Raw genomic sequence first — 24,550 nt, 5'->3', positions numbered from 1 at the left:
ACCTTCTCGTGGGCAACGGCGCGCCGTCCCTCGGCGTACCCGCGCGCAGAAGCGGAGACAGCCAAGTGCACTTACAGACAAGGGCAGCCGTGGTGACCGGCGCGGCCAGCGGCATCGGCCTCGCCCTCAGCGCCCGCTTCGCCCGGGCCGGCGCCGGCGTGGTCATGGCGGACGTCGAAGGCGACGCACTGCGCCGCCGGGCCGCCGAACTCACCGCACAGGGTGCTCAGGTCACCGCCGTGACCGCCGACCTGACCGACCCGGATGCCGTCGAACGGCTCGCGAACACGGCGTTCGACCTGCTCGGCGACATCGACGTGGTGTGCAACAACGCCGGGGTGCTCGGCCCCGTGGGACAGCCCCTGTGGGAGGTGCCGCTGGAGCGGATGCGGCAGGTCTTCGAGGTGAACCACTGGGCGCACGTCCTGGTGGCCCGCGCCTTCGTCCCCCGGCTGCTGCAGCGCGGCCGGCCCGCCCATCTGATCCACACCGCCTCGATGTCCGCCTTCGTCGTCGGCGCGGGCAGCGCCGCCTACGCCGCCTCCAAGCACGCCGACCTCGCGGTCGCCCGCAGTCTGCGCGCCGATCTGCGGGGCACCGGGGTCCTGGTGTCGGTGCTGTGTCCCGGCCGGGTCGACACCCCCATGGTCCAAGGCCTGACGGCCCCGCGCGGCGCGGGCGGCGACACCTCGGTGAGCGCCGAGGACGTCGCCCAACTCGTGTGGGAGGCCCTCGGCTCCGACCGCTTCTATCTCTTCAGCAACTGCGACGCCCCGCTGCGGCTGCGCGATCAGTTCGACGACGTATGGCGTCATGTTTCCCTTCCGTCCCCTTCCCCCGAGGAGGAGCCGTGGCCCGCGCCGAAAGCGACGAGCATAGCGACGAAATGACCATCGACCTGGAAGCGGTGAGGGAGAAATACCGGCAGGAACGCGACAAGCGCAGCGTCGGTCGCACCTACCAGTTCGCGCGCGGTGACTTCAGCCGCTACGCGCGAGACCCCTACACCGAGCGGCAGGAGCGCGAGCCGCTCACCGACGAGGTGGACGTCGCCGTCGTCGGCGCCGGCATCGGCGGCCTGCTGACCGGCGCCCATCTGCGCAAGGAGACCGGCCTGGAGCGCATCCGGCTGATCGACGAGGCCGGCGACGTCGGCGGCACCTGGTACTGGAACCGCTTCCCCGGCGTCCGGTGCGACGTCGAGAGCTACATCTACATGCCGCTGCTCGAAGAGATCGGCACGATACCCACCGAGAAGTACTCCACCGGGCCCGAGATCTTCGCCCACCTCCAGAAGATCGCCCGCAGGTACGACCTCTACCGCGACGCTCTCTTCCAGACCACCGTCACCGAGCTGCGCTGGGACGAGGCCGCCGGGAAGTGGCTGGTGAGCACCGACCGCGGCGATCTGATCCGGGCCCGGTACGTGGCCATGTCGATCGGTCTGATGCACCGCCCCAAACTCCCCGCACTGCCGGGCCTGGAGACGTTCACCGGGCACTCCTTCCACACCAGCCGCTGGGACTTCGACTACACCGGCGGCGACAGCACCGGCGGCCTGACCAAGCTGAAGGACAAGAAGGTCGGCGTCATCGGCACCGGCTCCACGACCGTACAGCTCGCCCCGCACCTCGCCGAGTGGGCCGAGCAGCTCGTCATCTTCCAGCGCACCCCGGCCGCGGTAGACGTCCGCGGCAACCGGCCCACCCCGCCCGACTGGGCGGACGGCCTCGAACCGGGCTGGCAGCAGCGCCGCATGGAGAACTTCCACGCGCTGACCTCCGGCATCCCGCAGGACGAGGATCTGGTCCAGGACCGCTGGACCCAGACCACGGCCAAGCTGGCCGCCGCGATCCTGCCCACCGGCGACACCGGGGGCGAGCCGAAGGAGCGGGCGCTCGCGGCCGAGCGGGCGGACTTCCTCAAGATGGAGGAGCTGCGCGCCCGCATCGACAGCGTTGTCACCGACCCTGAGACCGCCGCCGCCCTCAAGCCGTACTACCGCGTGTACTGCAAGCGGCCCTGCTTCCACGACGGCTACCTCCAGACGTTCAACCGGTCCAATGTGATCCTGGTCGACACCCAGGGACAGGGCGTGGAGCGGCTCACCCCGGCCGGGGTGGTCGCGAACGGCCGGGAGTACCCGGTCGACTGCCTGGTCTTCGCCACCGGCTACGAGCACGAGTTCGCCGTCCCGTACACCGACCGCGCCGGGTACGACATCGTCGGCCGCGACGGTGTGAAGCTGTCGGAGAAATGGGCGGACGGGGCGCACACCCTGCACGGACTCCAGGTGAACGGCTTCCCCAACTGCTTCATCCTGTCCAAGGTCCAGGCCGGCCGGCACGTCAACATCGCCTACATGCTGGGCGAGCAGACCCGGCACCTCGCGCACATCGTCAGTTGCGTCGAGGAGCGCGGTCACCGGGTCGTGGAGGCCTCCGAGGCCGGCGAGAAGGAATGGGTCGAGGAGATCCTCCGGCTCGCCAGCAACGACATCGACTTCCTCGAGAACTGCACGCCCGGCCTCTACAACAACGAGGGCGACCCGAGCGGACTGCCCCTGCTCAACTCCAGCTACGGCGGCGGCTCGGTGGAGTTCGTGAACCTCCTCAGGCGCTGGCGCGAGGCGGGCGACCTCGCCGGCCTCGAACTGCGCTGAGCACCCCGTCCCCTTTGCGAAAGGCGGCAACGCCCATGGACGTAACGCCGATACCCGGCGCCGCTCTCGGCGCCGTCGTGCATGGCGCCCAGGTCACCGGCGACATGGACAAGACCCAGCTGGAGGAGATCTGGGCGGCGCTCGACGCGCATCTCGTCCTCGTCTTCCGCGGCCACGAGACCCCCTCCCACGAGGAGTTCCTGGCTTTCGGCCGCCGCTTCGGCCACATCCCGAAGACCGGTCTGACCAGCGGCGCCCACCCCGACCACAACGAGATCCTGATCGTCTCCAACCTGGTGGAGGACGGCCGCAAGATCGGCGTCGGCGACGCCGAGTGGATGGGCTGGCACACCGACTACTCCTTCCGCCCCCGCGTGTCCCAGGTCGGTTTCCTGGAGGCCGTGGAAGTGCCGTCCTCCGGCGGCGGCGAGACCCTCTTCACCGACATGTACGCCCTGTACGAGTCGCTGTCGCCCGAGGAGCGCAGACGTCTGCACTCCTACCGGGTCCGCCACGCCCTGCGCACCGGGTACGAGGAGACCATCGAGGAGGAGCTCCAGGGCGAGGTGTCCCTCGGCGAGAGCACCGCGCAGATCCAGCCCGAGGACGGCACCTCCACCATCCACCCCCTCATCGCCCGCAATCCGCGCACCGGCCGCCAGTCGGTCTACATCAGCACCCTGAACACCAAGCGGATCGTGGACCTCGCCCCCGACGACAGCCGCAAGCTGCTCGACGAACTGCTGTCGCACGCGGGCAAGCCCCAGTACACCTACGCCCACACCTGGCAGCCCGGGGACATCGTCATGTGGGACCAGCTCGGCACCGTCCACGCCAAGCAGGCCTTCGACCCGGCCGAACGGCGCATCATGCGCCAGGTCGTCAGCATCTTCGACGACCCGACCGACCCCTGGCGCGCGGAGGTCGCCGCATGAGCACCGCCCCCGCCTGCCTCAGCCACAGCCGGGTCACGATCACACCCGCGCTGCGCGCCGCCGTCGACCGGCTCGACCACCGCTCACGTCACCAGGCGGCCTACCACTTCGGCTGGATCACCGCCGGCGGCGCGCCCACCAGCGCCGACGCCGGCAAGGCCGTACGGCCGGCGCTCGCGCTGCTGTCGGCCGAGGCGGTCGGCGCACCGCCGGAGGTCGCCCTGCCCGGCGCCGTCGCGGTGGAACTCGTGCACAACTTCTCCCTGGTGCACGACGATCTGATGGACGGCGACGAGGAGCGCCGCCACCGGCGCACGGTGTGGAAGCTGTGGGGTCCCTCCAGCGCCATCCTGACCGGTGACGCGATGCTGGCGCTCGCCCAGGAGGTGCTGCTGGACACCGGGCTGCCCACGGCGGCGCCCGCCGCCCGGCTGCTGGCGCGCACCACCCGGCATCTGATCCGCGGCCAGGTCCAGGACCTGTCCTTCGAACAGCGCTCGCACGTCACGGTCGAGGAGTGCGTCGACATGGCCGCGGGCAAGACCGGCGCGCTGCTGTCGGCGAGCGCCGCGATCGGCGCCGTCCTCGCCGGGGCACCGGAGGCGACGGTGGACGCGCTGGCGCTCTACGGCGACCACGTCGGCGTCGCCTTCCAGCTCGTCGACGACGTTCTCGGCATCTGGGGCGACCCGGCCGTCACCGGCAAGCCGGTCCACTCCGATCTGCGCTCCCGCAAGAAGTCCCTGCCGGTGAGCCACGCACTGAACCAGGACGGCCCGTTCAGCGAAGAGCTGGCCGCCTGGCTCTCCACCGCCGGCGAACCCGACGAGGAGGAACTGCGGCGCGTGGCCGGCCTGATCGAGGCTGCCGGCGGCCGGGACTGGGCGCTGGCCGAGGCCGCCCGGCGGATGGTGCTGGCCGAGGACGCGCTGCGCGGTGTCGAGCTGGACGCCGGCGCGCGGGACGAACTCCTCGCGCTCGGGCGGTTCGTCGTCGACCGCGAGGTCTGAGACCGGGCCGACCCCCGTACCCGTACGCCCCTTTCCGACTCATGACTCTCCGATCAGCGCAGCACTCCCGCCAGGGCACCACCATGCCCGCTGCTTCTCCGCATCCCACTCCCAAGGATTCCCTCATGCCCCAGGACGTCGACTTCCACATACCCCTGCCGGGCCGGCAGAGCCCGGATCACGCGCGGGCCGACGCCGAGCAGCTCGCCTGGCCGCGGTCGCTCGGGCTGATCAAGTCCGAGGCGGCGGCCGAGCGCCATCTGCGCGGTGGCTACGCCGACCTGGCCTCCCGCTTCTACCCCCACGCCACCGGCGCCGACCTGGACCTGGGCGTGGACCTGATGTCGTGGTTCTTCCTCTTCGACGACCTCTTCGACGGGCCGCGCGGCGAGAACCCGGAGGAGACCAAACAGCTCACCGACGCGGTCGCGGCGGCGCTGGACGGCCCCCTCCCCGACACCGCGCCCCCCATCGCCCACGGCTTCGCCGACATCTGGCGGCGCACCTGCGAGGGCATGACACCCGCCTGGTGCGCGCGCAGCGCCCGGCACTGGCGCAGCTACTTCGACGGCTACGTCGACGAGGCGGAGAGCCGCTTCTGGGACACGCCGTACAACTCCGCCGCCCAGTACCTGGCCGTGCGCCGGCAGACCATCGGGGTGCAGCCGACGGTCGACCTCGCCGAGCGCGCCGGCCGCTTCGAGGTGCCGCACCGGGTCTTCGACAGCGCCGTGCTCTCCGCGATGCTCCAGATCGCCGTCGACGTCAATCTGCTGCTCAACGACATCGCCTCGCTGGAGAAGGAAGAGGCCCGCGGCGAGCAGAACAACATGGTCATGATCCTGCGCCGGGAGCACGGCTGGTCCAAGGACCGCAGCGTCGCCCATATCCAGAGCGAGGTGCGCGTCCGCCTGGAGCAGTACCTCCTGCTGGAGTCCTGCCTGCCGCAGGTCGGCGACATCTACCGGCTCGACGAGGCCGAGCGCGAGGCCCTGGAGCGCTACCGCGACGACGCCGTGCGCACCGTGATCCGCGGTTCCTACGACTGGCACCGCTCCTCGGGTCGCTACGACGCCGAGTTCGCGCTCGCCGCCGGTGCCCAGGGCTACCTGGAGGAACTCGGCAGCACCGCCCGCTAGCAGCACCGCACACCGGGATCAGTAGACAGGAAGTTGGGATCGAATGACCGAGCAGACCACCTTCTCGGCGGGTGCGGCGCCCGGGGCGCTCCCCGTCGTGGGACACGCCCTCCAGATGATGCGTCACCCCGTGAACTTCATGACCTCGCTGTCGGCCCACGGCGACCTGGTCGAGATCAGGATCGGCCCCACCAAGGCCTATGTCCCGACCCACCCCGAACTGCTGCGGCACGTCCTGACCAACGACCGCATCTTCGACAAGGGCGGCGTCTTCTACGACCGCGCCCGTGACATCGCCGGCAACGGCCTGGTCACCTGCCCGTTCGCCGACCACCGCCGCCAGCGCAGGCTGATGCAGTCGGCCTTCACCCGCGGTCAGCTCAAGCGGTACGCCGAGGCCATGCACGCCGAGATCGAGGACACGGCGTCGCGCTGGCAGGACGGCATGGTCGTCGACGCCTTCCAGGAGATGTACGGCATGGCCCTGCGCACGGTCGGCCGCACCCTGTACTCCACACCCGTCAGCCCCGAGATGGCGGCGAAGGTGGAACGTTCCTTCGACGTGGTGCTCAACGGCCTGTTCCGGCAGATGTTCCTGCCGGCCTCGATCCGCCGGCTGCCCCTGCCGTCCCAGCGCCGGTACAGGAGCAACCTGGACTTCCTGCACGAGACCACCCAGCAGCTCATCGACGACTACCGCAGCTCTGACACCGAGCGCGACGACCTGCTCGCCGCCCTGATCGCCTCCCGCGACGAAGACGGCGGCCGGCTCGGCGACAAGGAGATCCACGACCAGGTCATCACCGTGATGGCGGCCGGCACCGAGACCGTCGCCGGCACCCTCACCTGGGTCTTCTACCTCCTCTCCCAGCACCCGGAGATCGAGGCCGCGCTCTACGACGAGATCGACACCGTCCTCGACGGCCGCGCCCCGCAGTGGGACGACCTGCCGAGCCTCTCCCTGGCCGACCGGATCATCTCCGAGACGCTGCGACTGCACCCGCCGGCCTGGCTGTTCACCCGGCTCACCACATCCCCGACCGAACTCGCGGGCCGTCAGCTGCCCACCGGCTCCACCGTCGTCTTCAGCCCCGCCGCGGTCGCCCAGTACGAGGACGCCTTCGACGATTCCAAGAAGTTCGACCCCGACCGCTGGCTCCCGGACCGCATCTCGCCGGCCGCCCGCCACGCCTACGTGCCGTTCGGCACCGGCGCCCGCAAGTGCATCGGCGACCTCTACGCACGCACCGAGGCCACCCTGGGGCTCGCCACCATCCTCGGCCGCTGGCGGGTCACCTGCGAGCCCGGCATGGACATTCGCCCGGTCCCGCTGGCCACCGTCTACCACCCGCGCCGACTGCGCCTGAGGCTGGACGCACGCACCCCACGCCGGACGGCCTCAGCCGTCCCCGCACCGGCCGGGGATGACGCGATGTGAGCGAAGGGAATGCCGTCCTGGCCCAGCCGCGCGGCTTCTGCGCGGGCGTAGATCGTGCACAACCACTGCATCGTCCCGGAGCTGCAAAAGCGCGGCACGGTCATCGTCGACAGCGAGGAGGAGGTCCCGCACGGCGCGATCCGCGCGTTCTCCGCGTACGGCGTCTCCCGCGGCGTGTGCTCCGCCGCCACCGGCCGGCAGCTCGAAGTCATCGACACCACCTGCCCGCTGGTGTCCAAGGCCGGCGGTCCCTGTACATCCACCCGGAGGGCAGCTCGGTGCGCAGGGCCCGGGCAGCGCCGACCGGGCCGTCGTCCCGCACGGCGGGCTCTCGCCGACCGGCCGTCCTCTGGCAGGGACGGCCAGGTGAGCACCGCTTCGCGCGCCGTGGCATGGGTGATCGCGGCCGCGGCCTGCTCGCCCGCGCGCAGCGTCGGCTCGGGCGGCTCCTCACAGCGGCTGGGTGGCGAGCGCAGCCAGGTAGACGCCGTAGAGCAGGGACACGGCCGTGAGGCCGCCGCCCACCAGTAGGGCCCGGGAGGACCGGCCCCCGCGCCACGCCCGCACCAGGGCGCGAGCCGGCGGGATGAGCAGGGGGAACGCCGGAAGGAGGAAGCGCGGCTTGGAGGAGAAGGGGCCGGACACCGCGACCACCAAGAGCAGCAGCACGCCCGCGAAGACCACCAGTGGCAGCGGGGCGCGCTCCAGACACAGCACGCAGAACGACGCTATGCCGGCCACGACGAGGACCACGGACACCGGATAGGCCACCAAGCTGCCCTGCAACGGCATCGACTCCAGAAACCGCAGGGGCCCGACCGAGAGGTCCAGACGGGAGTTCCAGGCACTCTGCACGTGCAGGTAGCCGTGCCACAGGTCACCGGTCTGCCGTCCCACCCACAGCACATAACCCGCCCAGCCCAGTGGGCCCAGGACCGTGCCGAGAAGGAGCCCCGGGGAGGCGCGCCCACGCTGCCGTACGAGCTCGTGCGCGGCCGCGGCGGCGACGGCCGCGGCGACCGCGATCCCGTTCGGCCGTGCGAGGCCCGCCAGCAGCGCCAGCGAGCCCGCGGCGAGCCAGCGGTGGCGCAGCACGGCGTACAGCGACCAGGCGGCACATGCGGTGAACAGCGGTTCGGTGTAGGCGAGGGTGAGGGTGACCGACGGCGGCAGTACGGCCCACAGGGCGACGACAGCGGTGGCGACCGCCCGCCCGTAGAGGTGATGGCCGATCATGTAGATGCCGTACACGGCGAGCAAGGCGGAACTCCAGGCGATGAGCAGTCCGGCCTGCCCGGCGGTCAGGGGGAGTAAGCCGCGCAGGGCCCGGATGAGCCCCGGATACAGCGGAAAGAACGCCCAGTCGGTCTGGACCGCGCCCGTGCTGGTGATGCGCAGCTGGGTCCCGTAGCCGTGCTCGGCGATGTGCAGATACCAGACCGAGTCCCACGCATGGACCAGGCTCTTCCCGAACGGGCGGCCGGCCACCGCGTCGACCACGATCAGCAGGACGACCCCGACGAGCCGGACGGACGCGAAGACGGTAAGGGCCCGGAGAACGCCCGGGGCACCCTCCACCCGACCGCGACCGGTCTCACGAGGGCTGTCGGGCGGCCGCAGCGCGGGTGACATGCTCACCCTCCGACCATGAGCGGCCGCAAACCCGAGCGCAATCCGGAACACACCCGGAGGGGAGTCCCTCCGGCATCCTGCCCGTCCCGGGCTCATGGCGCGGGCTGGATTCTCCTGGGTTCCCAGCACCATCAGCAGCGCCAGCCGTTCGGCGTCCTCCGTTCCGGGTTCGGCCTCGACGTGCTGCGGCCGGCCCGGAGCCCGGAGCTGCCCATCGGGCCGCTGCCGGCCGTGCTGCGCTCCGGTTGGGCCGCCGGTTTCGCTCTGCAGGCGATCGGACCGTCCGTTCAGCGGCGCCGTCGAGGACCTGGGCGGGGCGGCCGTACCGGTCATCGAGCGGGCCGTGGCCGGAGCACGGGAACCGGACGAACTCACCGCACCGGTGGAAGCCGGCTGAACCGCTCCCCGTGGGCGGATACCCCGCGTGCTGCGGTCGCCCGCGCCGGGCCCGGAAGGGTCCGGCGCGGGGCGGCAGTGGACCTCAGGCCGCGCTCGCGCGCAGTTCCGCCAGGGTCGCCGGCGTCAGGTGCCGACGGCTGTCGTCGGCGTCGACCAGGACGACCGTGCACGGGGCGCTGTGTGTGAGCGCCGTGGTGAGACTGCCGTCGGCGAACTGGGCGAGCGGACCACGCGGCGAGCGGCCCACCGCGACAGCGCGGGCGCCCACGCGTGCCGCGTGCTGGGCCAGCGCACGGCCGGCGGCCGCGTGATCGCCGACGCTGTGGAGGATCTGACCGCTGGCGGCGACGCCATGCCCCGCGAGACGGTCCAGGTGCGCGACCACGGCCGCCCGTGCCTGCTCGGTGGTCTCGGTCTCGACGGCCTGCTCCTCGACCACCGCCGTCTGCTGGACGTGGACGACCTCCAGCGGGCTGCCGGTGTCCCGCGCGAGGCGGGCCGCCGCGTCCACGATGGTGGCGGCCCGGTCGTGCGCGCCCACGGCGACGATGACCGGCGGGGTGTCCATGGCGGCCGGGGTGCCGACGGGCGTCAGCGAGGGCGCCATCGGTTCGCTCTCACCGGTGTCCGCCTCGGCCCGGCGCAGCAGGCCGTGCCCGCTGGCCAGCACGGGCACGGCCAGGACGAACGTGGCGGCGCCGAGGTAGAAGGGCACGCTCAGGTCGGTGGCGTCGGCGAGCTTGCCGGCGACGTACGGCGCCAGACCGCCGCCGATGAAGCGCAGGAAGCCGTACGCGGAGGAGGCCACCGGGCGCTCCACGGGGGAGACGAGCATGACGGCCTGCGTGGTGAGGGTGTTGTTGATGCCGATGAAGGCACCGCTGACGATGACCGCGACGATGACCACGGCCGGTGTCCGCACGCCGGTGGCGATGACGGCCATCACGACGGCCAGGCCGACGAGGTTGGCGTAGAGAACCGGCGCGGTGCCGAAGCGGGCCTGCAGGCGCGGCGCGACGAAGACGCTGAACAGGGCCACCAGCAGTCCCCAGCCAGTGAAGACCAGACCCAGCTGGTGCGCGCTCAGCTTCATCGGATAGGGGGCATAGCCGAGCATGGTGAAGAAGCCCCAGTTGTAGAGCAGGGCCATGATGCCCATCGTCAGCAGGCCGCGGTGGCGCAGCGCCCTGAGCGGCGCGACGGGGGAGGTGGGCCGGGCCGGCTTGGGCAGGGACGGTACGAAGGCGAGGGTCGCGACGAGGGCTATCGCCATGAGGACGGCGACGCCGAAGAACGGGCCGCGCCAGCTGATGGCGCCCAACTCGCCGCCCAGCAGCGGCCCTACGGCGATGCCGAGGCCGAGTGCGGTCTCGTAGAGGATGATCGCGCCGCCGAATCCGCCGCTCGCCGAGGCGACGATGACCGCGAGCGAGGTGGCGATGAAGAGGGCGTTGCCCAGGCCCCAGCCGGCGCGGAAGCCGACGATGCCGTTGATGGAGGCCGAGGAGCCGGCCAGCGCGGCGAAGACCACGATGACGGCGAGGCCGATGACCAGGGTGCGCTTGGCGCCGAACCGGCTGGAGAACCAGCCGACGACCAGCATCGCCACCGCGGTGACGATCAGATAGCTGCTGAACAGGAGCGAGACCTGGCTGGGCGAGGCGTGCAGGCTCTTGGCGAGGGCGGGCAGGATCGGGTCGACCAGGCCGATGCCCATGAACGAGATCACGCAGGCGAACGCCACAGCCCAGACGGCCTTGGGTTGCCGGAACGGGCTGGCGGTCTTTCCTTGCGGTGCGCTCATGACGGCTTCATCTCCGGTTCTCTCCAGGGAGGTTGTGAGGGGGACGGGCAGGTTCAGGGACGTGCCTGGCGGTCCTGGATCACCCGGGCCAGCGCGGGCAGCGCGAGCGCCACGGCGTGCCGCTCCGGCCCGGTCAGATCCTCCATGAGCTCCGCCAGGGCGTCGGCGCGCTCGGCCCGCCGTTGCCGGAACACCTCCAGGCCGGTGTCGGTCGCCTCCACCAGCACCCCGCGGCCGTCGGTGCGGTCGGCGGTGCGGCGTACCAGCCCTGCGCGTTCCAGGCGGGTGACGAGCTGGGTCATGTTGGGCTGGGTGGCGTTCTCGGCGCGGGCCAGTTCGGTCAGCCGCTGGGGTCCTTCCCGCCCCAGCCGGCCGAGCGCGGAGGAGGCCGCGGTGCTCAGGCCGCCGGCCGTGGCGCTCCGGCGCACGTACCGGACGATGTCCTCCACGGCGAGCATCAGATGCTCGGCCGATGCGTCCGCTGGGCCGACCTGGTCCATAACCTGCTTATGCATAAGGGCATTATGCATATACGTGTACGACGCATCAAGTGTGGTCCGTCGGTCCCGTCCGTTCCGGCACCTCCGGACTCCGGCGGCGTCGTGCCGCGATGGCGCTGACCGAACCCGGCGGTGGCTCCGACCTCCAGGCCGTGCGCACCGTCGTGTGCAGCGACGAGATCCAGCGGAACGTGATCCCGAGCCGGCTGGTGCAGCGAGGAGGGCTGGATGCGTGAGGGGCCAGGTCCGAGACTCGCGAGAGACGTACGGCACATCGGTGACACCGCAGACCCCGGGCCGCTGGACCTGTCGCCAGCGCGGGGCCTCGTCGTCGGGGACGTCAGGGGAAGCGAAATGGAGCGGCACCCCGAGATGGTCGGCCAGGGCCTTCCCCGCCTCGGTGGTGGCGGTGGCCGGCCGGGGCCCGTCGGTGCGCCGGTGGACGGTCGCCAGATGTCCTTCCCCGTCCGGATCCTCCAGGACCGCGACCAGGCACACGAACCAGTCATGGACCGTGTCGCCGTCCCGGACCGCCTCGATCGCGGCCACCCGGCCCGGGTGCGCGGCAGCGCGGGCCGAGAGCGAGGGGACGTCCGGCGGATCGGGCTGCCTGCGTCGCACGCGGTCGCCGAGGACGTCGTAGCGGGCGTGGACGACCTCCTCCGCCTCGCGCAAGGCGGACCCGAGCGGGCGCAGCGCGTCCCAGGCGGCCTTGAGCGCCATGATCGGACGGTCGTGCAGCACCTCCGTGTCGATCTCCCGACGGGTCCGTTCGTCCAGGGACGACCACCCGCCGCTCATCGCCTCACCAGGACCGATGCCGTGAAGTGCCGAATGCGCGGAAGGTACCTAAACCCCCTGACAGCAGAGGGGGTCGGCCGACCCGGCATGGGGCCTTTCGCGCGGATATGGTGGGTACGCGGGGTACACCAATCCGCTGGGTCGGCAGGCGTGGAAGAAGTGATGCCGATGATCTCCGACATGGTTCTGGTGCCCACCAGCGACGCCACACTCTCCGGTGACCTTGTGGTCCCCACGGCGGCGCGGGCCGTGGTGCTCTTCGCCCATGGCAGCGGCAGTTCCCGGCACAGTCCGCGCAACCGGATGGTGGCCGCCGAACTGCGCACCGCCGGGTTCGGCACGCTGCTGATGGACCTGCTCAGCGAACGGGAGGAGCGGCACGACGCGCTGACCGGCGAGCACCGCTTCGACATCCCGCTCCTCGGCCGACGGCTCGTGGCCGCGATCGACTGGATGGACACGCAGCCCGACACCCGTGGCCTCCCGGTCGTCCTGTTCGGCGCCAGCACGGGCGCCGCCGCCGCGCTGGTGGCCGCGGCCGAGCGCCCCGACCGGGTGCTGACCGTGGTCTCGCGAGGCGGCCGGCCCGATCTGGCGGGTGACGCCCTGGGACAGGTGCAGGCCCCGGTGCTGCTCATCGTCGGCGGCCAGGACCAGCAGGTCCAGGAGCTGAACGAGGAAGCGGCCCAGTACTTGCGGGTCCCGCACGCCGTGCACATCGTTCCGGGTGCGACGCACTTGTTCGGAGAACCCGGAGCGCTGGAACAGGTCGCCGAGGTGGCCAGGCAGTGGTGCGACGAGCGGCTGACCGGGAAGGCCGGCTGACCAGGGAAGGCGCATTTCCCGTCGGCACGGAAGGTGTGTCAGCTCGGATCCGGCCTTCCGAAGAACTCGGCGTAGCGGCCCGGCAGGCCGGACAGGAGGTGGTCGATCTGCCGGTCGGGCACGGCGTCGGCCACCGTGGACAGTACGGCGTCCGCGTCCCACTCGGCCGTACGGGGCCGGGCGCCGGTCTGCATGGACACCCGCCGGAGGAACTCGTCACAGTCGAACGTCTCGGGACGCCCTCGGTCCAGATGCAGGGCCTCGTCGAGTGGGGCGGGCAACCGGGCCGCCAGTTCGTCCGCCTCTTCCGGGGCTATCCGGGTCGCGAGCACCCACAGGACCGCCTCACAGACGTGCTCGGTCTCCTCGCGGCTGCGGTACTCGCCCCGGTCGCGGACCTGGGCCAGGAATTCTTCCAATTGCACGGCGGCCTCCCAAGGTCGTCGCAGGCCATCACGGCGAGCGCACCCTTCCCGTCTCGTCATTGTAGGTTTTCGGGTGGTTTCCGACGCGGGAGTCGGCGCGCCCAGCGCGGAGGGCACGGGTCGTTCCCGCTCACCGGGGGGCGGAGCGAAGCCGGTCGGGTGATTTCGGGCCGGTCCCGGCTCGGGTGCGGCCTGTCGCGGCCTCGGCCGGAGAGACTGCGGCCATCCCAACGGAGGTGGCGAACATATGCTCAGCGACAGCACAGCGACGATCCTTGCCGAGAGGCCGAGCGTGGCTCCGGTCGTCGCCGGTGCTCCGCGCGTGGCGCAGATCGCGGCGGGGTGCAGCGACCAGATGGAGGCCGCCCGGCGCCTTGCGCCCGAGGTGGTCGAGGCGGTGCGGGAGGCCGGGTTCGCCCGGCACTTCGTCCCCTCGGCCTTCGGCGGCACGGAAGGCCGTTTCGTGGACATGACCTCGGCGGTGGCCCTGGTCGGCGAGGGCTGCGCGTCGGCCGCCTGGGTAGCCTCGCTGTCCGCCTACTCGGCCCGGTACGGCGCGTACCTGCCCGTCGAAGGACAGGCGGTGCTCTGGGGCGACGGGCCGGACGCCCTCATGGCGGGCGCCCTCATGCCGGCCGGCAAGGCGGAGCCCGTCTCCGGCGGTTGGCGGCTCAGCGGTGAGTGGAAGTACATCAGCGGGGTGCGCTTCGCCGACTGGGTCTTCGCCTGCTCCGCCGTGCCCGGCAAGGTGGGCCCCGACGGGCGTGGCGAAGTGCGGTTCTTCGCGGTGCCGCAGGCGGACATCACCGTGAAGGACACCTGGTTCACGCTGGGCATGCGCGGGACCGGCAGCGACACCATGGTCCTGGACGACGTGTTCGTGCCCGAGCACCTGACCCTGTCGAGGCTGGACATCAACGCGGGGCGGGCGACGGCCTCGGCAGCCCGCTGCCACACGGTCCCCGTGAACGCGGTGAACGGGCTGCCGCTCGCCGTACCCGTGGTGGGCGCCGCGCGGGGCGCGGTGCGGGCCGCGGCCGAGCAGAACCTGCGCCGGGTCGACCGGCGGGGCGCCCCGCTGCGCGACAAGCCCTCGGTGCAGATCGACCTGGCGCGCTCGGCCGCGGAGGTGGACGCCGCGGAGCTCCTCGTCCAGCGGGCTGCTCGGGTCGCCGACGGCATCGAGGAGACCAAGGAGGGCGAGACGGCGGTCCGTGGACCGCGGGACCTCGCGCTGGCGGTCGAGTTGTCGGTGTCGGCCGTCGAACGGCTCTTCCGCGGCACCGGGACGACGGGCCATTTCGAGTCCGACCCGGTCCAGCGGTTCTGGCGCGACGTCAACACCGCCGCCTCCCATATGATCTTCTCCTTCGAGACCACCGGGACGGCCTACGGGGCCTGGGCACTCGGCGTGGAGAGCGCCGAGCCGAGGCGTTGACACGACCGCGTGGACCCGCGAACTGCGGCCCCGGCCCCTCGACTTCACCGCGGTGCGCTGGTGACGGCCCGGCGCACCCGGGGTTTCCAGCGGGGCAGTGGGACCATGTGGTGCCATGCGTGCTGCGTACATCGAGGAACTGGGTCCCGCCGACGTCATCCGGTACGGCGAGATCGCCGCGCCCCGGCCCGGCCCCACCGACGTACTGGTGGACGTCCTGGCCACCGCGGTCAACCCGGTGGACTCGTTCGTGCGGTCGGGGCTCTTCCCCACGCAGGTCGACTTCCCCTTCGTCGTGGGCCGTGATCTGGTCGGCACGGTCGCCGAGGCAGGCCCCGGAGTCACCGGCTTCCGTGCAGGTGACCGGGTGTGGTGCAACAGCCTCGGGCACGGAGGACGGCAGGGCGCGGCAGCGGAGCAGGCGGTGGTGGCGGCCGACCGGCTTTACCACCTGCCCGACGGTGTCGATCCGTACGCGGCGGTGGCGGCGTTCCATCCGGCGGCGACCGCCTATCTGGCGCTGTTCGTCCACGGGCGGCTCCGCGTGGGCGAGACCGTGCTGGTCGGCGGCGCCGCGGGCCATGTCGGCAGTGCTTTGGTGACGATGGCGGTGCGGGCCGGCGCCCGCGTCCTCGCCACGGCCGCCGCGCGGGACGCGCGGTACTGCGCGGAGCTGGGCGCGGCCGAGGTGTTCGACTACCGGGATCCGGAACTGACCGAGAAGATCCGCGGCGCTGCGCCGTCGGGGCTCGACCTGTACCTGGACACGGCCGGGGTCAACGACCTGGAGACCACGGTCGACCTCCTCGCCCGCAGGGGCCGCGTGGTACTGCTGGCCGGCGCCCGGACCCGCCCCGTGCTGCCCGCCGGGGCGCTGTACATGAACGACCGCTCCATCGTGGGGTTCGTGATCTCCCACGCGACACCCGACGAACTCGCCGAAGCCGCCGTGTACATCAACGACCTCCTCGGCCGGGGCGCGCTGCGCCCGCGCAGCATCGAGGTCTTCCCCCTCGCCGCGGCCGCCGATGTGCACGCCCGGATGGAGAAGGGCGAGCTGCACGGGCGGCGCGCCGTCCTGCGCACGGACCTCGGCTCCGGCGTCAGGTGATGTGCCGCAGCAGCGCCGCGACCGCCGCGGGCGGCTCACCGTGCGGCCGTACCACCATCACCTTCCAGCTCGGCGCATGGCGGGTGAACCGATACGTCGTCAGGTCGGGGAAGCGGTCGGCGATGGACTCGGGCATGATGCAGACGCCCAGGTCGTTGCGGACCAGTTCGGACGCGGCGACGATGTCGTTCACCTCGAAGGTCGTGGTGCGGTCGACGCCGGCGGCGCGGAAGGCGCGGTCGACGGCATGGCGGATCGCCCAGCCCGGGGTGAAGTCCACCAGGGGCAGCTGCGCCACCGTGTCCGGTTCGACGGTGCCCTCCGGAGCGCTCGCGGCGAGGTTCCTTCGCGGGGAGACGACCAGGACCATCTCCTCGCGTGACAGCAACCGCGTCACGAGCCCCCGCTGCTGCTGGCGGTCCAGCGCCACCACCGCCAGGTCCACCGTGCCCTCGCGCAGGGCCTGCCGGATGTCGGTCACCGCCGCCTGCCGCAGCCGGACCACCACCCCTGGGTGCTCCGACCGCAGCGCGGCCAGCGCGTGGTGCAGTCCCGCCCAGACGCCCTGCATGATGCCGACGGTCACCCGCCCGCGCAGTTCGCCCTTGGCCGCGTCGACCGCCTCGCGCGCCACCTCGGCGGCGCGCAGGGCCGCTCGTGCCGCGGGTACGAAGGCCTCCCCGGCCGGGGTGAGCGCCACCCGGTGGGTGTTACGGGTGAACAGCGGGGTGCCCAGCTCGCGTTCGAGGGCGCGGACCGTGCCGGAGACGGCGGACTGCACCACATGCAACCGCCTCGCCGCGGCCGTGAACCCGCCCGCGTCCGCCACCGCGACGACGGCTTCCATCTGCCGCAGGTCCATCATCCGCTCCCGGTGAGGCAGTGCCCGTACGACGGGCTCGGATCTTCGCTGCATCGTATGCGCGCGGCCGGTCAACCGACGCCGTTCGCCGGGCCGGGGCCTTCGCCGGAGCCCTTACGCGGCGTTCCGGGCACGATTCCGGCCTCCCCGCCGGAGCTCGGTGAGCCAGTACAGGAGCCCCAGGACGGGGAGCGCGGCGCCGAGGGCCGTCACCGCCGTCCAGCCGCCGGAGTGGTAGGTCAGCGAGCCGAGCTGGGAGCCGAGGGCGCCGCCGAGGAAGAACGTGGCGATGAACGCGCTGTTGAGGCGGGCCCGGGCGTGGGGGTCGAGCTGGTAGATGGTGTGCTGGCCGAGGATCAGGGTGGCCTGGACGGCCATGTCGAGCAGGATGGCGGCGAGGGCCATCAGGACGATGTGGTGCCGGCCGAACCCGGCGACACCGAAGGCCAGCGCGGCGAGGACGAACGCGGCGCCCGTCATGGGCCGGGTCAGCTTGCGGTCGGCCCACCGTCCGGCAAGCGGAGCCACGGCCGCGCCGGCGGCCCCGACCAGGGCGAAGACACCGACGCCGATGGGGGAGTAGTGGAACCCGGGGCCGGTCAGGACGTAGGAGACGGTGGTCCAGAAGGCACTGAAGGCGCCGAACATCGCCGCCTGGTACAGGCCACGGCGCAGCAGCGCGGGGTGGGTGCGGACCAGCTGGAGGGTGGAGTGCAGCACACGGACGTACGGGATGCTCGTGGTGGGGGCGTGCCGGGGCAGCGCGGAGCGCAGGGCGAGGGCGAGGACGGCCATCAGGACGGCGGAGCCCAGGTAGACCACGCGCCAGCCGGCGATGTCCGAGACCAGGCTGCTGATGGTGCGTGAGAGCAGGATCCCGGTGAGCAGGCCGCTCATCACCCGGCCCACGATCCGGCCGCGGGCGTGGTCGGGTGCGAGGCTCGCGGCGAACGGGACCAGGATCTGGGCGACGACCGAGGTGGCGCCGCTGACCAGGGACGCGATCAGCAGCACGGGGAAGTTCGGGGACAGCCCGGCCGTGACCAGGGCGGCCGTGGTGACCGTCAGCAGGGCCGTGATCAGGCTCCGCTTCTCCAGCCGGTCGCCGAGCGGGACCAGGAACAGCATGCCGATCACATAACCGACCTGGGTGAGCGTGATCAGCCAGCCGGCCGCCGCCGTACTGGTGTGGAAGACCTCGCGCAGCGAGGAGAGCAGGGGCTGGGCGTAGTACAGGTTGGCGACCGTCATGCCGGCGGCGACGGCCAGCAGCGCGATCAGCCGGCCCGGCACACCGTGTGCGGGCTCGGCGCCGGCCGCACTCTGACGCGAGATCCGGAGTTCGAGGGGCTGGGGCACGTTGACCTTCTTCGGGGGCGGGAGCCGGTGAGGCCGGCTCGGCGGGATGCCTGGCGACGATCGAGCGGCTTCTTCGCTGCTCTCACCACCACAAGCGCTGGGCCGCTCCCTCTGCTTCCCCTTTGATCGCGATGATTCGCGATGTCGGTCATCTCTGTTGGAGATGACCGATCCCGTACGCCAAGGCCGCATCAGCCGATTTCGAACAGAACGCGTAATTTGGTCAGCATTACGAGCGTCCGGTCGAGCCGGCAGTCGGCATGCATGGAGATCCCGTGTCGACCGCCTGGGATCATGGCATGATAGTTGAATATAGAACTACCCTTCCAGGATGCGGTCCACGGTGAGCAACGTCGAAACGAAGCCCATGGAACTGCGGTGCGGTGGCCCGGTGGAAGCCGAGCGATCCAGCGAGGCGGCCGGGGTCGACGTACTGACCCCGCGCGATGTGCCCCTCGGCGGTCCCCGGGCGATGACGGTACGCCGGACACTGCCCCAGCGTGCCCGGACCCTGATCGGCGCGTGGTGCTTCGCCGACCACTACGGCCCCGACGACGTCTCGGTGACGGGCGGCATGGACGTCGCCCCGCACCCCCACACCGGGCTGCAGACGGTGAGCTGGCTGTTCACCGGGGAGATCGAGCACCGGGACAGCATGGGCAACCATGCGCTCGTACGGCCCGGCGAACTGAACCTCATGACGGGCGGGTACGGCATCAGTCACTCGGAGGTCTCCACCCCGCGGACCACCATCCTGCACGGCGTGCAGTTGTGGGTGGCGCTGCCGGAGGAACACCGCCGCACCGAACGGGACTTCCAGCACTACGCACCCGAGCCGGTGCTGACCGACGAGGCCGAGATCAGGGTCTTCCTGGGTTCCCTCGCCGGCCGGGTCTCCCCGGTGCCGACCTTCACGCCGCTGCTCGGCGCCGAGATCGTCCTTCGGCCCCGCGCGACCCTCACACTCGCCGTGGACCCGGCCTTCGAGCACGGCCTCCTGGTCGACCAGGGACAGGTGCGCCTGGCGGACACCCTGGTCGGACCCTCGGAGCTGGGCTATGTCCCGCCGGGCGCCGCCGCGTTGACGCTGATGAACGAGTCGGACGACATCGCGCGGACGGTGCTGCTCGGCGGAACGCCCTTCGGGGAGGAGATCGTCATGTGGTGGAACTTCATCTGCCGGTCACATGAAGAGATCGTAGAGGCCCGTGATGAGTGGATGTCGGGGGACCGGTTCGGTTCGGTGAAGGGGTACGACGGTGACCCGCTGCCCGCGCCCGAGCTTCCCAAGGTCCCGTTGAAACCGCGACGGAACCCCAGTTGACCTGCTGAAATGCAGTGAATCAAGCGGAGCGGGGGCGGGCGTGCCGGCGAAGGGCCTGCTGCGTCCGCCCTGTGCAGGTACGCCCCACTGCGACGCCCGATGTGTTACTGGGGTGCCCCGCATGCCGGAGCGTTTTCGGCCGTCCGGGGCCATCGGAAGTCAATCAGCTGACTTACGGGTAGCCCGCCAGGCGGTTCGGGTCCCGGAGCTGTTGGCAACGTTTCCGGAGGTGAGGTCGCCCTGGTCGAAGGTGTGGTGGGCGGCTGGCCTGGGCGGGGCGGTCGGCGCGGCCGGCTGACGCCGCCCATCCCCAGAACCGCCACCCGCACCGTCCGCCGAGCCCTCTCGTCCGTCGCCGTCCTCATGGCCGCCCGTCCGTCGCCGTCCTCATGGCCGCCGTCGCCTCGACCCTGATGCCCGCCACCCCTTCCCAGGCCGCGGACACCAGCGTCACCGTCGACTTCGCCACCGCCGGCGGCGCCCCGACGTACCACGCGTCCAGCATGATCTACGGCATGACGCCGGACGGCTCGCTGCCGCAGGACCACTTCTTCGTTCGTGCTGCTCCCGCACGACCTGTGGGGCGCGGACGGGACCACAGCCAGGGCTGGCCGGGCGACAACGGTGACTGGACGCAGTTCGACAACTTCGTCACTCAGCTCCTCAACGACGTCAAGACCAACGACGTCGCCACCGACATCTACAGCTGGCAAGACGAGCCGGGCGACCCCTCCACCGACGTCGGCCGCGCCAACGCCACGCTGTCGGCGCCCGGGTTGACCAACACCCGCCCATACCAGATCAACGAGTACGTCACGCCTTCCATGCAGTCCCTGGGCGGCGGCGCCTGGTCCAACGGCCGTCTGGAGCGAGCCGGCGCCGACGGTCTGCGGGGCAGCTGGGCCTCCGGCACCGCACTGCACGACGACGAGGCGAACCTGCTCAACGCCAAGGACGGTTACACCGTCACCTTGCTGCCGCCGTCCAACACGACGACCTCGACCGTCGCGGCCAGCGAGAACAGCGGGCAGTGCCTGGACGACACCAACCTGAGCACCGCGAACGAGTACATCTGCAACACGTCAGCAACGTCTCCACCACGGCCGGCGCGCTGACCACCAGTGGACCTGCGACCCGGCGAGCGCGCTGAACACCAAGAAGAACCAGATCGGGCGTCTCTCCGGCAAGAACTGACGGCCTTCCACTCGGTGGCCTACTCCTCGAACGGCATCACACGACCCCGTCCCACCTGGCGGACGTATCCTGGGCCACGACGATCAACCGCGGCGACTCACGCTCACGGTCTGCTGACCGGCAGCCGCGCCACAAGCTGCTGACCTGCGGTAATGATGATGAGGTTCGATGAAAGGCATCTCATGAGCCAGCCCTCCGCCGCTCCGACCGTCGAGCACAATGAGGCCAAGCACCGGTACGAAATCCTGGTCGACGGCAAGCGCGCCGGACTGACCGCCTACCGTGACCGCGGTGAACAGCGCGTCTTCTTCCACACCGAGGTCGACGAGGCGTTCGCCGGACAGGGCCTGGCTTCCCGGCTGGTCCAGGAGGCACTCACCGACGTACGCGGGGCCGCCAAGCGGATCGTGCCCGTCTGCCCGTACGTGGCCAAGTTCCTGAACACGCACGAGGAGTTCGCCGACATCACGGACCCCGTGACGCCCGATGTCCTGCACTGGCTGGACACCGAACTGGGCTGACCCCCGGCCGGCCGTCGATCTCGGCGGCCGGCCTCACGACAGGGCACCATTTCGGCCGTACACCCCGCCGACACCTGCCGTACGCCTCGGCGCGGCAGCTTGGGCGCATGACGTACGACCCCCTGCCGTCCGTGGACGAGCTGATGGCCCTGCTGGCCGACTGTGCGGACGTCTGGGACACCCCGGACCGGTCGGGCGACCCGGTGGACATCCTGGACCACGGCCTCCAGGTCGCCGCCCTGCTCGCCGTGAGCCACCCGGACGACGAGGAGCTGCAGGTGGCCGGGCTCGTCCACGACATCGGCCACTACCTCGTGCCCGCCGACGAAGCGGGCCACGGCAGGCATGCCGCGGCCGCGGTCGAGGGGCTGCTGGGGCCGCGGGTCGCCCGCCTGGTCGCCGCGCACATCCCGGCCAAACGCTACCTCGTGGCTGCCGACCCGCAGTTGGCGCTGTCGCCGGAGAGCGCCCGCACACTCGGCTGCCAGGGCGGTCCCATGACCCCGGCGGAGGCGGCGGCCTTCGCGGCGGACCCCGACTTCCCGGCCGCGATCGCACTGCGCCGTGCCGACGACGCGGGCAAGGTCGTGGGCCTGGCGGTGGCTCCGCTCGCGTCGTGGCGAACGGTCGTGGAACGAGTCGCCGCCCGCCGTTAGCAGGACACGCCCGCCGGGGCGGCAGTGGAGCCCGCGTCGAGGGCCAGTGCCGCGAAGGTGGCCGGTGTGACGGCGCTGGAACGCAGCGCGGCGGCACTGCTGAGGGTGAGACCCGGCAGATGGCCGATCTTCGGGTCGGCCCCGTCGGAGCTGGCCGGGACCTCCGGCAAAGGGGCTGGGAACGCCGGAGCCCGCTGGCGCAAAGGCGCCGGCTCCCTTGTGGGATTGTTCAACAATCGATTACGTTTCGGGACGTGATCGACCTCAACGCAGACCTCGGTGAAGGCTTCGGCCGCTGGACCCTCACCGACGACGACGCCCTGCTCTCCGTCGTGACCAGCGCCAACGTCGCCTGCAGCTTCCACGCGGGCGACCCCGCGGTGATGCGCCGCGTCTGTGACCTCGCCGCCGAACGCGGCGTCCGGATCGGCGCGCAGGTGTCCTACCGCGATCTGGCCGGCTTCGGACGCCGGGCCATGGACGTACCGGCCGACGAGCTGGCGGCCGAGACGGCCTACCAGATCGGGGCACTGCGGGTCTTCGCCCAGGCCGCCGGGGCCGAGGTGACCTACGTCAAGCCGCACGGCGCGCTCTACAACCGCACCGTGCACGACGCCGAGCAGGCCGCGGCCGTGGTCGAGGGGGTGAAACTCGCGGGCGGCGCTCTGTCGGTGCTCGGCCTGCCGGGGTCCGAGTTGCTGGCCGCGGCCGAGCAGGCGGGCCTCACCGCCGTACCGGAGGCCTTCGCGGACCGCGCTTACACCCCTGCGGGCACGCTCGTGTCGCGGCGCGAGACGAACGCCCTGGTGACCGACGAGGAGACGGTGGTCCGGCGCGCGCTGGCGTTCGCCATGGACGGCGCGGTCGAGGCCGTGGACGGTACGACGGTCGTGGTGACCGCCCGCTCCCTGTGCGTCCACGGCGACACCCCGGGCGCCGCCCGGATCGCGGCGCGGGTGCGCACGGCTCTGGAGGCGGCCGGGATCGAGGTCGGGGCGTTCGTATGACGGAGAGCCGGTCTCTGCAGATGCGCCTCGCCGGGCGGCACGCGGTCCTCGTCGAGCTGCCGGACGCCGAGCACGCCGGGGCCTTCCACGCCGAACTCCTGCGGCGGCGCGCGGCGGGCACCCTGCCGCCCGTCGCGGAAATCGTGCCGGGCGCGCGGACCGTGCTCCTGGACGGTGTCACACACCCGGAGGAACTGGCGCGCCACATCTCCCACTGGGACCTGCCGGCCCGGGCCGCCGACGACCGGGGAGTCGTGGAGATCCCCGTCCGCTACGACGGACCCGACCTGGCCCAGGTGGCCGCCCTGTGGGGCGTCGCCGTGCACGAGGTCGCCGCCCGGCATTCCTCCTGCACCTTTCGCGTCGCCTTCTGCGGCTTCGCCCCCGGCTTCGGCTACCTCACCGGCCTGCCGGCGGAACTGCACGTGCCGCGCCGTGACACACCCCGCACCCGGGTCCCGGCCGGTGCGGTCGCGCTCGCCGGCCCCTACAGCGCGGTGTACCCGCGTGCCACCCCCGGCGGCTGGCAGCTGATTGGGACCATGCCGGACCCGACCCCGCTGTGGGACCTCGGCCGGGAGGAACCGGCCCTGCTCACGCCGGGAACGCGCGTCCGGTTCGTGGCGGAGGGAGGCACGCCATGACCGTCAAGCTCACCGTAGTGCGCTCCGGCGCCCTCACCACGGTCCAGGACGGCGGCCGTCGTGGTCATGCCCACCTGGGTGTGCCGCGCTCCGGCGCCCTCGACGCCGCCGCCCTGAGACTGGCCAATCTGCTGCTCGGCAACGCCCCCGGTGCCGCCGTCCTGGAGACCACGTTGACCGGCTGCGCCCTGCGCCCCGACCGCGGCGTGACCGTCGTGGTGGGCGGCGCACCGTGCCCGGTGACCGTGGACGGCAGGCCGGCGCCCTGGGGCGTGCCCGTACGGCTGCCCGCGGGCGCCGTACTGAACGCCGGCGGGGTGACGGCGGGCGTGCGCTCGTACATCGCCGTCGCCGGCGGCATCGCCGTCGAGCCGGTCCTCGGCAGCCGTTCGACGGACCTGCTCTCCGGGCTCGGCCCGGCGCCGGTGCGCGACGGGGACGTCCTCCCGCTGGGCGCTCCCGCCCGGCAGCCGGTGTCTCCCGACAGCGCTCCCTGGCCGGCGCCGCCCACCGCACTGACCCTGCCGCTGCGGCTCGGCCCCCGCGCCGACTGGTTCACCCCCGGCGCACTGCGCACCCTCACCTCGTCGACGTACCGCGTGTCGCAGCACAGCAACCGGATCGGCCTGCGTACCGAAGGGCCGGCGCTGGAGCGCGTGTCGACCGGCGAGCTGCCGAGCGAGGGCATGGTCCTCGGCGCCGTGCAGGTGCCCCCGGACGGGCGCCCGGTGGTCTTCCTGCACGATCACCCGACCACGGGCGGCTATCCGGTGATCGGCGTTGTCGCCGAGGCCGCCCTCGCGGCTGCCGCGCAGGCCACCGCCGGTACGCCGATCCGCTTCACCCTGGGATGACCCGCCCGTT

At 71.9% G+C, this 24,550-nt stretch carries 25 protein-coding genes; 18 read left to right on the top strand and 7 right to left on the bottom strand.

Annotated elements, in window-relative coordinates; translation table 11 throughout:
• Positions 1 to 92: 92 nt before the first annotated feature.
• From ptlF to ACWCQS_RS13260, 7 genes are all read left to right on the top strand, one after another.
• Positions 93 to 890: a 1-deoxy-11-beta-hydroxypentalenate dehydrogenase gene (gene ptlF, locus ACWCQS_RS13290; protein ID WP_451004538.1), complete on the top strand. Its 798-nt coding sequence runs from the start codon at positions 93 to 95 to the stop codon at positions 888 to 890.
• Positions 887 to 2,662, top strand: a complete 1,776-nt coding sequence (ptlE, locus tag ACWCQS_RS13285; protein ID WP_451004729.1) for a neopentalenolactone/pentalenolactone D synthase — start codon at positions 887 to 889, stop codon at positions 2,660 to 2,662. The genes ptlF and ptlE overlap by 4 nt, the downstream gene beginning before the upstream one ends.
• Positions 2,663 to 2,697: 35 nt before the next feature.
• Positions 2,698 to 3,597, top strand: a complete 900-nt coding sequence (gene ptlD, locus ACWCQS_RS13280; protein WP_451004537.1) for a neopentalenolactone/pentalenolactone F synthase — start codon at positions 2,698 to 2,700, stop codon at positions 3,595 to 3,597.
• Positions 3,594 to 4,607 carry a polyprenyl synthetase family protein gene (locus ACWCQS_RS13275; RefSeq protein WP_451004536.1) on the top strand — a complete coding sequence of 338 codons (1,014 nt, stop codon included), beginning with the start codon at positions 3,594 to 3,596 and terminating at the stop codon, positions 4,605 to 4,607. Before ptlD ends, ACWCQS_RS13275 begins: the two co-directional genes overlap by 4 nt.
• Before the next feature lie 125 nt (positions 4,608 to 4,732).
• A complete protein-coding gene (gene ptlA, locus ACWCQS_RS13270; protein WP_451004535.1) occupies positions 4,733 to 5,746 on the top strand; it encodes a pentalenene synthase in 1,014 nt (337 codons plus the stop codon).
• 43 nt (positions 5,747 to 5,789) lie between these two features.
• Positions 5,790 to 7,184, top strand: a complete 1,395-nt coding sequence (gene ptlI / locus ACWCQS_RS13265) for a pentalenene oxygenase (protein WP_451004534.1) — start codon at positions 5,790 to 5,792, stop codon at positions 7,182 to 7,184.
• A gap of 54 nt (positions 7,185 to 7,238) precedes the next feature.
• Positions 7,239 to 7,715 (top strand): hypothetical protein, encoded by a 477-nt coding sequence (locus tag ACWCQS_RS13260; protein WP_451004533.1) that lies wholly within the window; start codon positions 7,239 to 7,241, stop codon positions 7,713 to 7,715.
• Here ACWCQS_RS13260 and ACWCQS_RS13255 read toward each other — a convergent pair.
• The 3 genes from ACWCQS_RS13255 to ACWCQS_RS13245 form a co-directional block, all read right to left on the bottom strand.
• On the bottom strand, positions 7,635 to 8,816 hold the full coding sequence (locus ACWCQS_RS13255) for a hypothetical protein (protein WP_451004728.1): 1,182 nt from the start codon (positions 8,814 to 8,816) through the stop codon (positions 7,635 to 7,637). The genes ACWCQS_RS13260 and ACWCQS_RS13255 overlap by 81 nt on opposite strands.
• Positions 8,817 to 9,297: 481 nt before the next feature.
• Positions 9,298 to 11,019, bottom strand: coding sequence for an MFS transporter (locus tag ACWCQS_RS13250; RefSeq protein WP_451004532.1), 1,722 nt, complete (start codon positions 11,017 to 11,019; stop codon positions 9,298 to 9,300).
• Positions 11,020 to 11,072: 53 nt separating this feature from the next.
• Entirely contained in the window at positions 11,073 to 11,534 is a 462-nt protein-coding gene (locus ACWCQS_RS13245) for a MarR family winged helix-turn-helix transcriptional regulator (protein ID WP_451004531.1), read from the bottom strand.
• A 95-nt stretch (positions 11,535 to 11,629) separates the two neighbouring features.
• Here ACWCQS_RS13245 and ACWCQS_RS13240 point away from each other — a divergent pair, with 95 nt between their 5' ends.
• Together ACWCQS_RS13240 and ACWCQS_RS13235 are read left to right on the top strand one after the other, a co-directional pair.
• Entirely contained in the window at positions 11,630 to 11,755 is a 126-nt protein-coding gene (locus tag ACWCQS_RS13240) for a hypothetical protein (protein ID WP_451004530.1), read from the top strand.
• Between the two features lie 733 nt (positions 11,756 to 12,488).
• Positions 12,489 to 13,145: a dienelactone hydrolase family protein gene (locus ACWCQS_RS13235; protein ID WP_451004727.1), complete on the top strand. Its 657-nt coding sequence runs from the start codon at positions 12,489 to 12,491 to the stop codon at positions 13,143 to 13,145.
• A gap of 38 nt (positions 13,146 to 13,183) precedes the next feature.
• On the opposite strand, the gene ACWCQS_RS13230 is transcribed toward ACWCQS_RS13235, so the two are convergent.
• Positions 13,184 to 13,570 carry a DUF2267 domain-containing protein gene (locus ACWCQS_RS13230; RefSeq protein WP_451004529.1) on the bottom strand — a complete coding sequence of 129 codons (387 nt, stop codon included), beginning with the start codon at positions 13,568 to 13,570 and terminating at the stop codon, positions 13,184 to 13,186.
• 247 nt (positions 13,571 to 13,817) lie between these two features.
• Here ACWCQS_RS13230 and ACWCQS_RS13225 point away from each other — a divergent pair, with 247 nt between their 5' ends.
• Positions 13,818 to 15,008, top strand: a complete 1,191-nt coding sequence (locus ACWCQS_RS13225; RefSeq protein WP_451004528.1) for an acyl-CoA dehydrogenase family protein — start codon at positions 13,818 to 13,820, stop codon at positions 15,006 to 15,008.
• A 115-nt stretch (positions 15,009 to 15,123) separates the two neighbouring features.
• On the top strand, positions 15,124 to 16,119 hold the full coding sequence (locus ACWCQS_RS13220; protein WP_451004527.1) for an NADPH:quinone reductase: 996 nt from the start codon (positions 15,124 to 15,126) through the stop codon (positions 16,117 to 16,119).
• Here ACWCQS_RS13220 and ACWCQS_RS13215 read toward each other — a convergent pair.
• Positions 16,112 to 17,035, bottom strand: coding sequence for a LysR family transcriptional regulator (locus tag ACWCQS_RS13215; RefSeq protein ID WP_451004526.1), 924 nt, complete (start codon positions 17,033 to 17,035; stop codon positions 16,112 to 16,114). The two genes, ACWCQS_RS13220 and ACWCQS_RS13215, sit on opposite strands and share 8 nt — an antisense overlap.
• Before the next feature lie 60 nt (positions 17,036 to 17,095).
• On the bottom strand, positions 17,096 to 18,340 hold the full coding sequence (locus ACWCQS_RS13210) for an MFS transporter (protein ID WP_451004525.1): 1,245 nt from the start codon (positions 18,338 to 18,340) through the stop codon (positions 17,096 to 17,098).
• Positions 18,341 to 18,683: 343 nt separating this feature from the next.
• On the opposite strand from ACWCQS_RS13210, the gene ACWCQS_RS13205 reads away from it, so the two are divergent.
• The 4 genes from ACWCQS_RS13205 (at position 18,684) to ACWCQS_RS13190 (ending at position 22,035) form a co-directional block, all read left to right on the top strand.
• The gene (locus ACWCQS_RS13205) at positions 18,684 to 19,664 is read left to right on the top strand and encodes a pirin family protein (protein ID WP_451004524.1); all 981 of its coding nucleotides are present in this window, start codon (positions 18,684 to 18,686) and stop codon (positions 19,662 to 19,664) included.
• A 389-nt stretch (positions 19,665 to 20,053) separates the two neighbouring features.
• Positions 20,054 to 20,779, top strand: a complete 726-nt coding sequence (locus tag ACWCQS_RS13200) for a hypothetical protein (RefSeq protein ID WP_451004523.1) — start codon at positions 20,054 to 20,056, stop codon at positions 20,777 to 20,779.
• A 261-nt stretch (positions 20,780 to 21,040) separates the two neighbouring features.
• Positions 21,041 to 21,379, top strand: a complete 339-nt coding sequence (locus tag ACWCQS_RS13195; protein ID WP_451004522.1) for a GNAT family N-acetyltransferase — start codon at positions 21,041 to 21,043, stop codon at positions 21,377 to 21,379.
• A gap of 107 nt (positions 21,380 to 21,486) precedes the next feature.
• Positions 21,487 to 22,035 carry an HD domain-containing protein gene (locus ACWCQS_RS13190; RefSeq protein WP_451004521.1) on the top strand — a complete coding sequence of 183 codons (549 nt, stop codon included), beginning with the start codon at positions 21,487 to 21,489 and terminating at the stop codon, positions 22,033 to 22,035.
• On the opposite strand, the gene ACWCQS_RS13185 is transcribed toward ACWCQS_RS13190, so the two are convergent.
• Positions 22,032 to 22,205 carry a hypothetical protein gene (locus ACWCQS_RS13185; protein WP_451004520.1) on the bottom strand — a complete coding sequence of 58 codons (174 nt, stop codon included), beginning with the start codon at positions 22,203 to 22,205 and terminating at the stop codon, positions 22,032 to 22,034. The two genes, ACWCQS_RS13190 and ACWCQS_RS13185, sit on opposite strands and share 4 nt — an antisense overlap.
• 84 nt (positions 22,206 to 22,289) lie before the next feature.
• Here ACWCQS_RS13185 and ACWCQS_RS13180 point away from each other — a divergent pair, with 84 nt between their 5' ends.
• Genes ACWCQS_RS13180 through ACWCQS_RS13170 form a run of 3 tightly spaced genes read left to right on the top strand, consistent with a single transcriptional unit; the run spans position 22,290 to position 24,540 of the window.
• Positions 22,290 to 23,042 carry a LamB/YcsF family protein gene (locus ACWCQS_RS13180; RefSeq protein ID WP_451004519.1) on the top strand — a complete coding sequence of 251 codons (753 nt, stop codon included), beginning with the start codon at positions 22,290 to 22,292 and terminating at the stop codon, positions 23,040 to 23,042.
• Complete coding sequence (locus ACWCQS_RS13175) at positions 23,039 to 23,686, top strand: 5-oxoprolinase subunit B family protein (RefSeq protein WP_451004518.1); 648 nt, start codon at positions 23,039 to 23,041, stop codon at positions 23,684 to 23,686. The genes ACWCQS_RS13180 and ACWCQS_RS13175 overlap by 4 nt, the downstream gene beginning before the upstream one ends.
• The gene (locus ACWCQS_RS13170; RefSeq protein ID WP_451004517.1) at positions 23,683 to 24,540 is read left to right on the top strand and encodes a 5-oxoprolinase subunit C family protein; all 858 of its coding nucleotides are present in this window, start codon (positions 23,683 to 23,685) and stop codon (positions 24,538 to 24,540) included. Before ACWCQS_RS13175 ends, ACWCQS_RS13170 begins: the two co-directional genes overlap by 4 nt.
• Positions 24,541 to 24,550 lie beyond the last annotated feature (10 nt).

The sequence above is a fragment of the Streptomyces sp. NPDC002076 genome (assembly GCF_053593835.1).
This window is presented reverse-complemented; position numbering and strand designations above follow the sequence as displayed.

What these genes read in the sequence shown, in the direction of transcription:
- ACWCQS_RS13225 (WP_451004528.1), top strand. Translation starts at nt 13,818, where the DNA reads ATGCTCAGCGACAGCACAGCGACGATCCTTGCCGAGAGGCCGAGCGTG.
- ACWCQS_RS13200 (WP_451004523.1), top strand. Translation starts at nt 20,054, where the DNA reads ATGGCCGCCGTCGCCTCGACCCTGATGCCCGCCACCCCTTCCCAGGCC.
- ACWCQS_RS13255 (WP_451004728.1), bottom strand. Translation starts at nt 8,816, where the DNA reads ATGTCACCCGCGCTGCGGCCGCCCGACAGCCCTCGTGAGACCGGTCGC.
- ACWCQS_RS13240 (WP_451004530.1), top strand. Translation starts at nt 11,630, where the DNA reads ATGGCGCTGACCGAACCCGGCGGTGGCTCCGACCTCCAGGCCGTGCGC.
- ACWCQS_RS13235 (WP_451004727.1), top strand. Translation starts at nt 12,489, where the DNA reads ATGATCTCCGACATGGTTCTGGTGCCCACCAGCGACGCCACACTCTCC.
- ACWCQS_RS13195 (WP_451004522.1), top strand. Translation starts at nt 21,041, where the DNA reads ATGAGCCAGCCCTCCGCCGCTCCGACCGTCGAGCACAATGAGGCCAAG.
- ACWCQS_RS13245 (WP_451004531.1), bottom strand. Translation starts at nt 11,534, where the DNA reads ATGCATAAGCAGGTTATGGACCAGGTCGGCCCAGCGGACGCATCGGCC.
- ACWCQS_RS13275 (WP_451004536.1), top strand. Translation starts at nt 3,594, where the DNA reads ATGAGCACCGCCCCCGCCTGCCTCAGCCACAGCCGGGTCACGATCACA.
- ptlI (WP_451004534.1), top strand. Translation starts at nt 5,790, where the DNA reads ATGACCGAGCAGACCACCTTCTCGGCGGGTGCGGCGCCCGGGGCGCTC.
- ptlE (WP_451004729.1), top strand. Translation starts at nt 887, where the DNA reads ATGACCATCGACCTGGAAGCGGTGAGGGAGAAATACCGGCAGGAACGC.
- ACWCQS_RS13170 (WP_451004517.1), top strand. Translation starts at nt 23,683, where the DNA reads ATGACCGTCAAGCTCACCGTAGTGCGCTCCGGCGCCCTCACCACGGTC.
- ACWCQS_RS13250 (WP_451004532.1), bottom strand. Translation starts at nt 11,019, where the DNA reads ATGAGCGCACCGCAAGGAAAGACCGCCAGCCCGTTCCGGCAACCCAAG.
- ptlD (WP_451004537.1), top strand. Translation starts at nt 2,698, where the DNA reads ATGGACGTAACGCCGATACCCGGCGCCGCTCTCGGCGCCGTCGTGCAT.
- ACWCQS_RS13190 (WP_451004521.1), top strand. Translation starts at nt 21,487, where the DNA reads ATGACGTACGACCCCCTGCCGTCCGTGGACGAGCTGATGGCCCTGCTG.
- ACWCQS_RS13215 (WP_451004526.1), bottom strand. Translation starts at nt 17,035, where the DNA reads ATGCAGCGAAGATCCGAGCCCGTCGTACGGGCACTGCCTCACCGGGAG.
- ACWCQS_RS13175 (WP_451004518.1), top strand. Translation starts at nt 23,039, where the DNA reads ATGACGGAGAGCCGGTCTCTGCAGATGCGCCTCGCCGGGCGGCACGCG.
- ACWCQS_RS13220 (WP_451004527.1), top strand. Translation starts at nt 15,124, where the DNA reads ATGCGTGCTGCGTACATCGAGGAACTGGGTCCCGCCGACGTCATCCGG.
- ptlA (WP_451004535.1), top strand. Translation starts at nt 4,733, where the DNA reads ATGCCCCAGGACGTCGACTTCCACATACCCCTGCCGGGCCGGCAGAGC.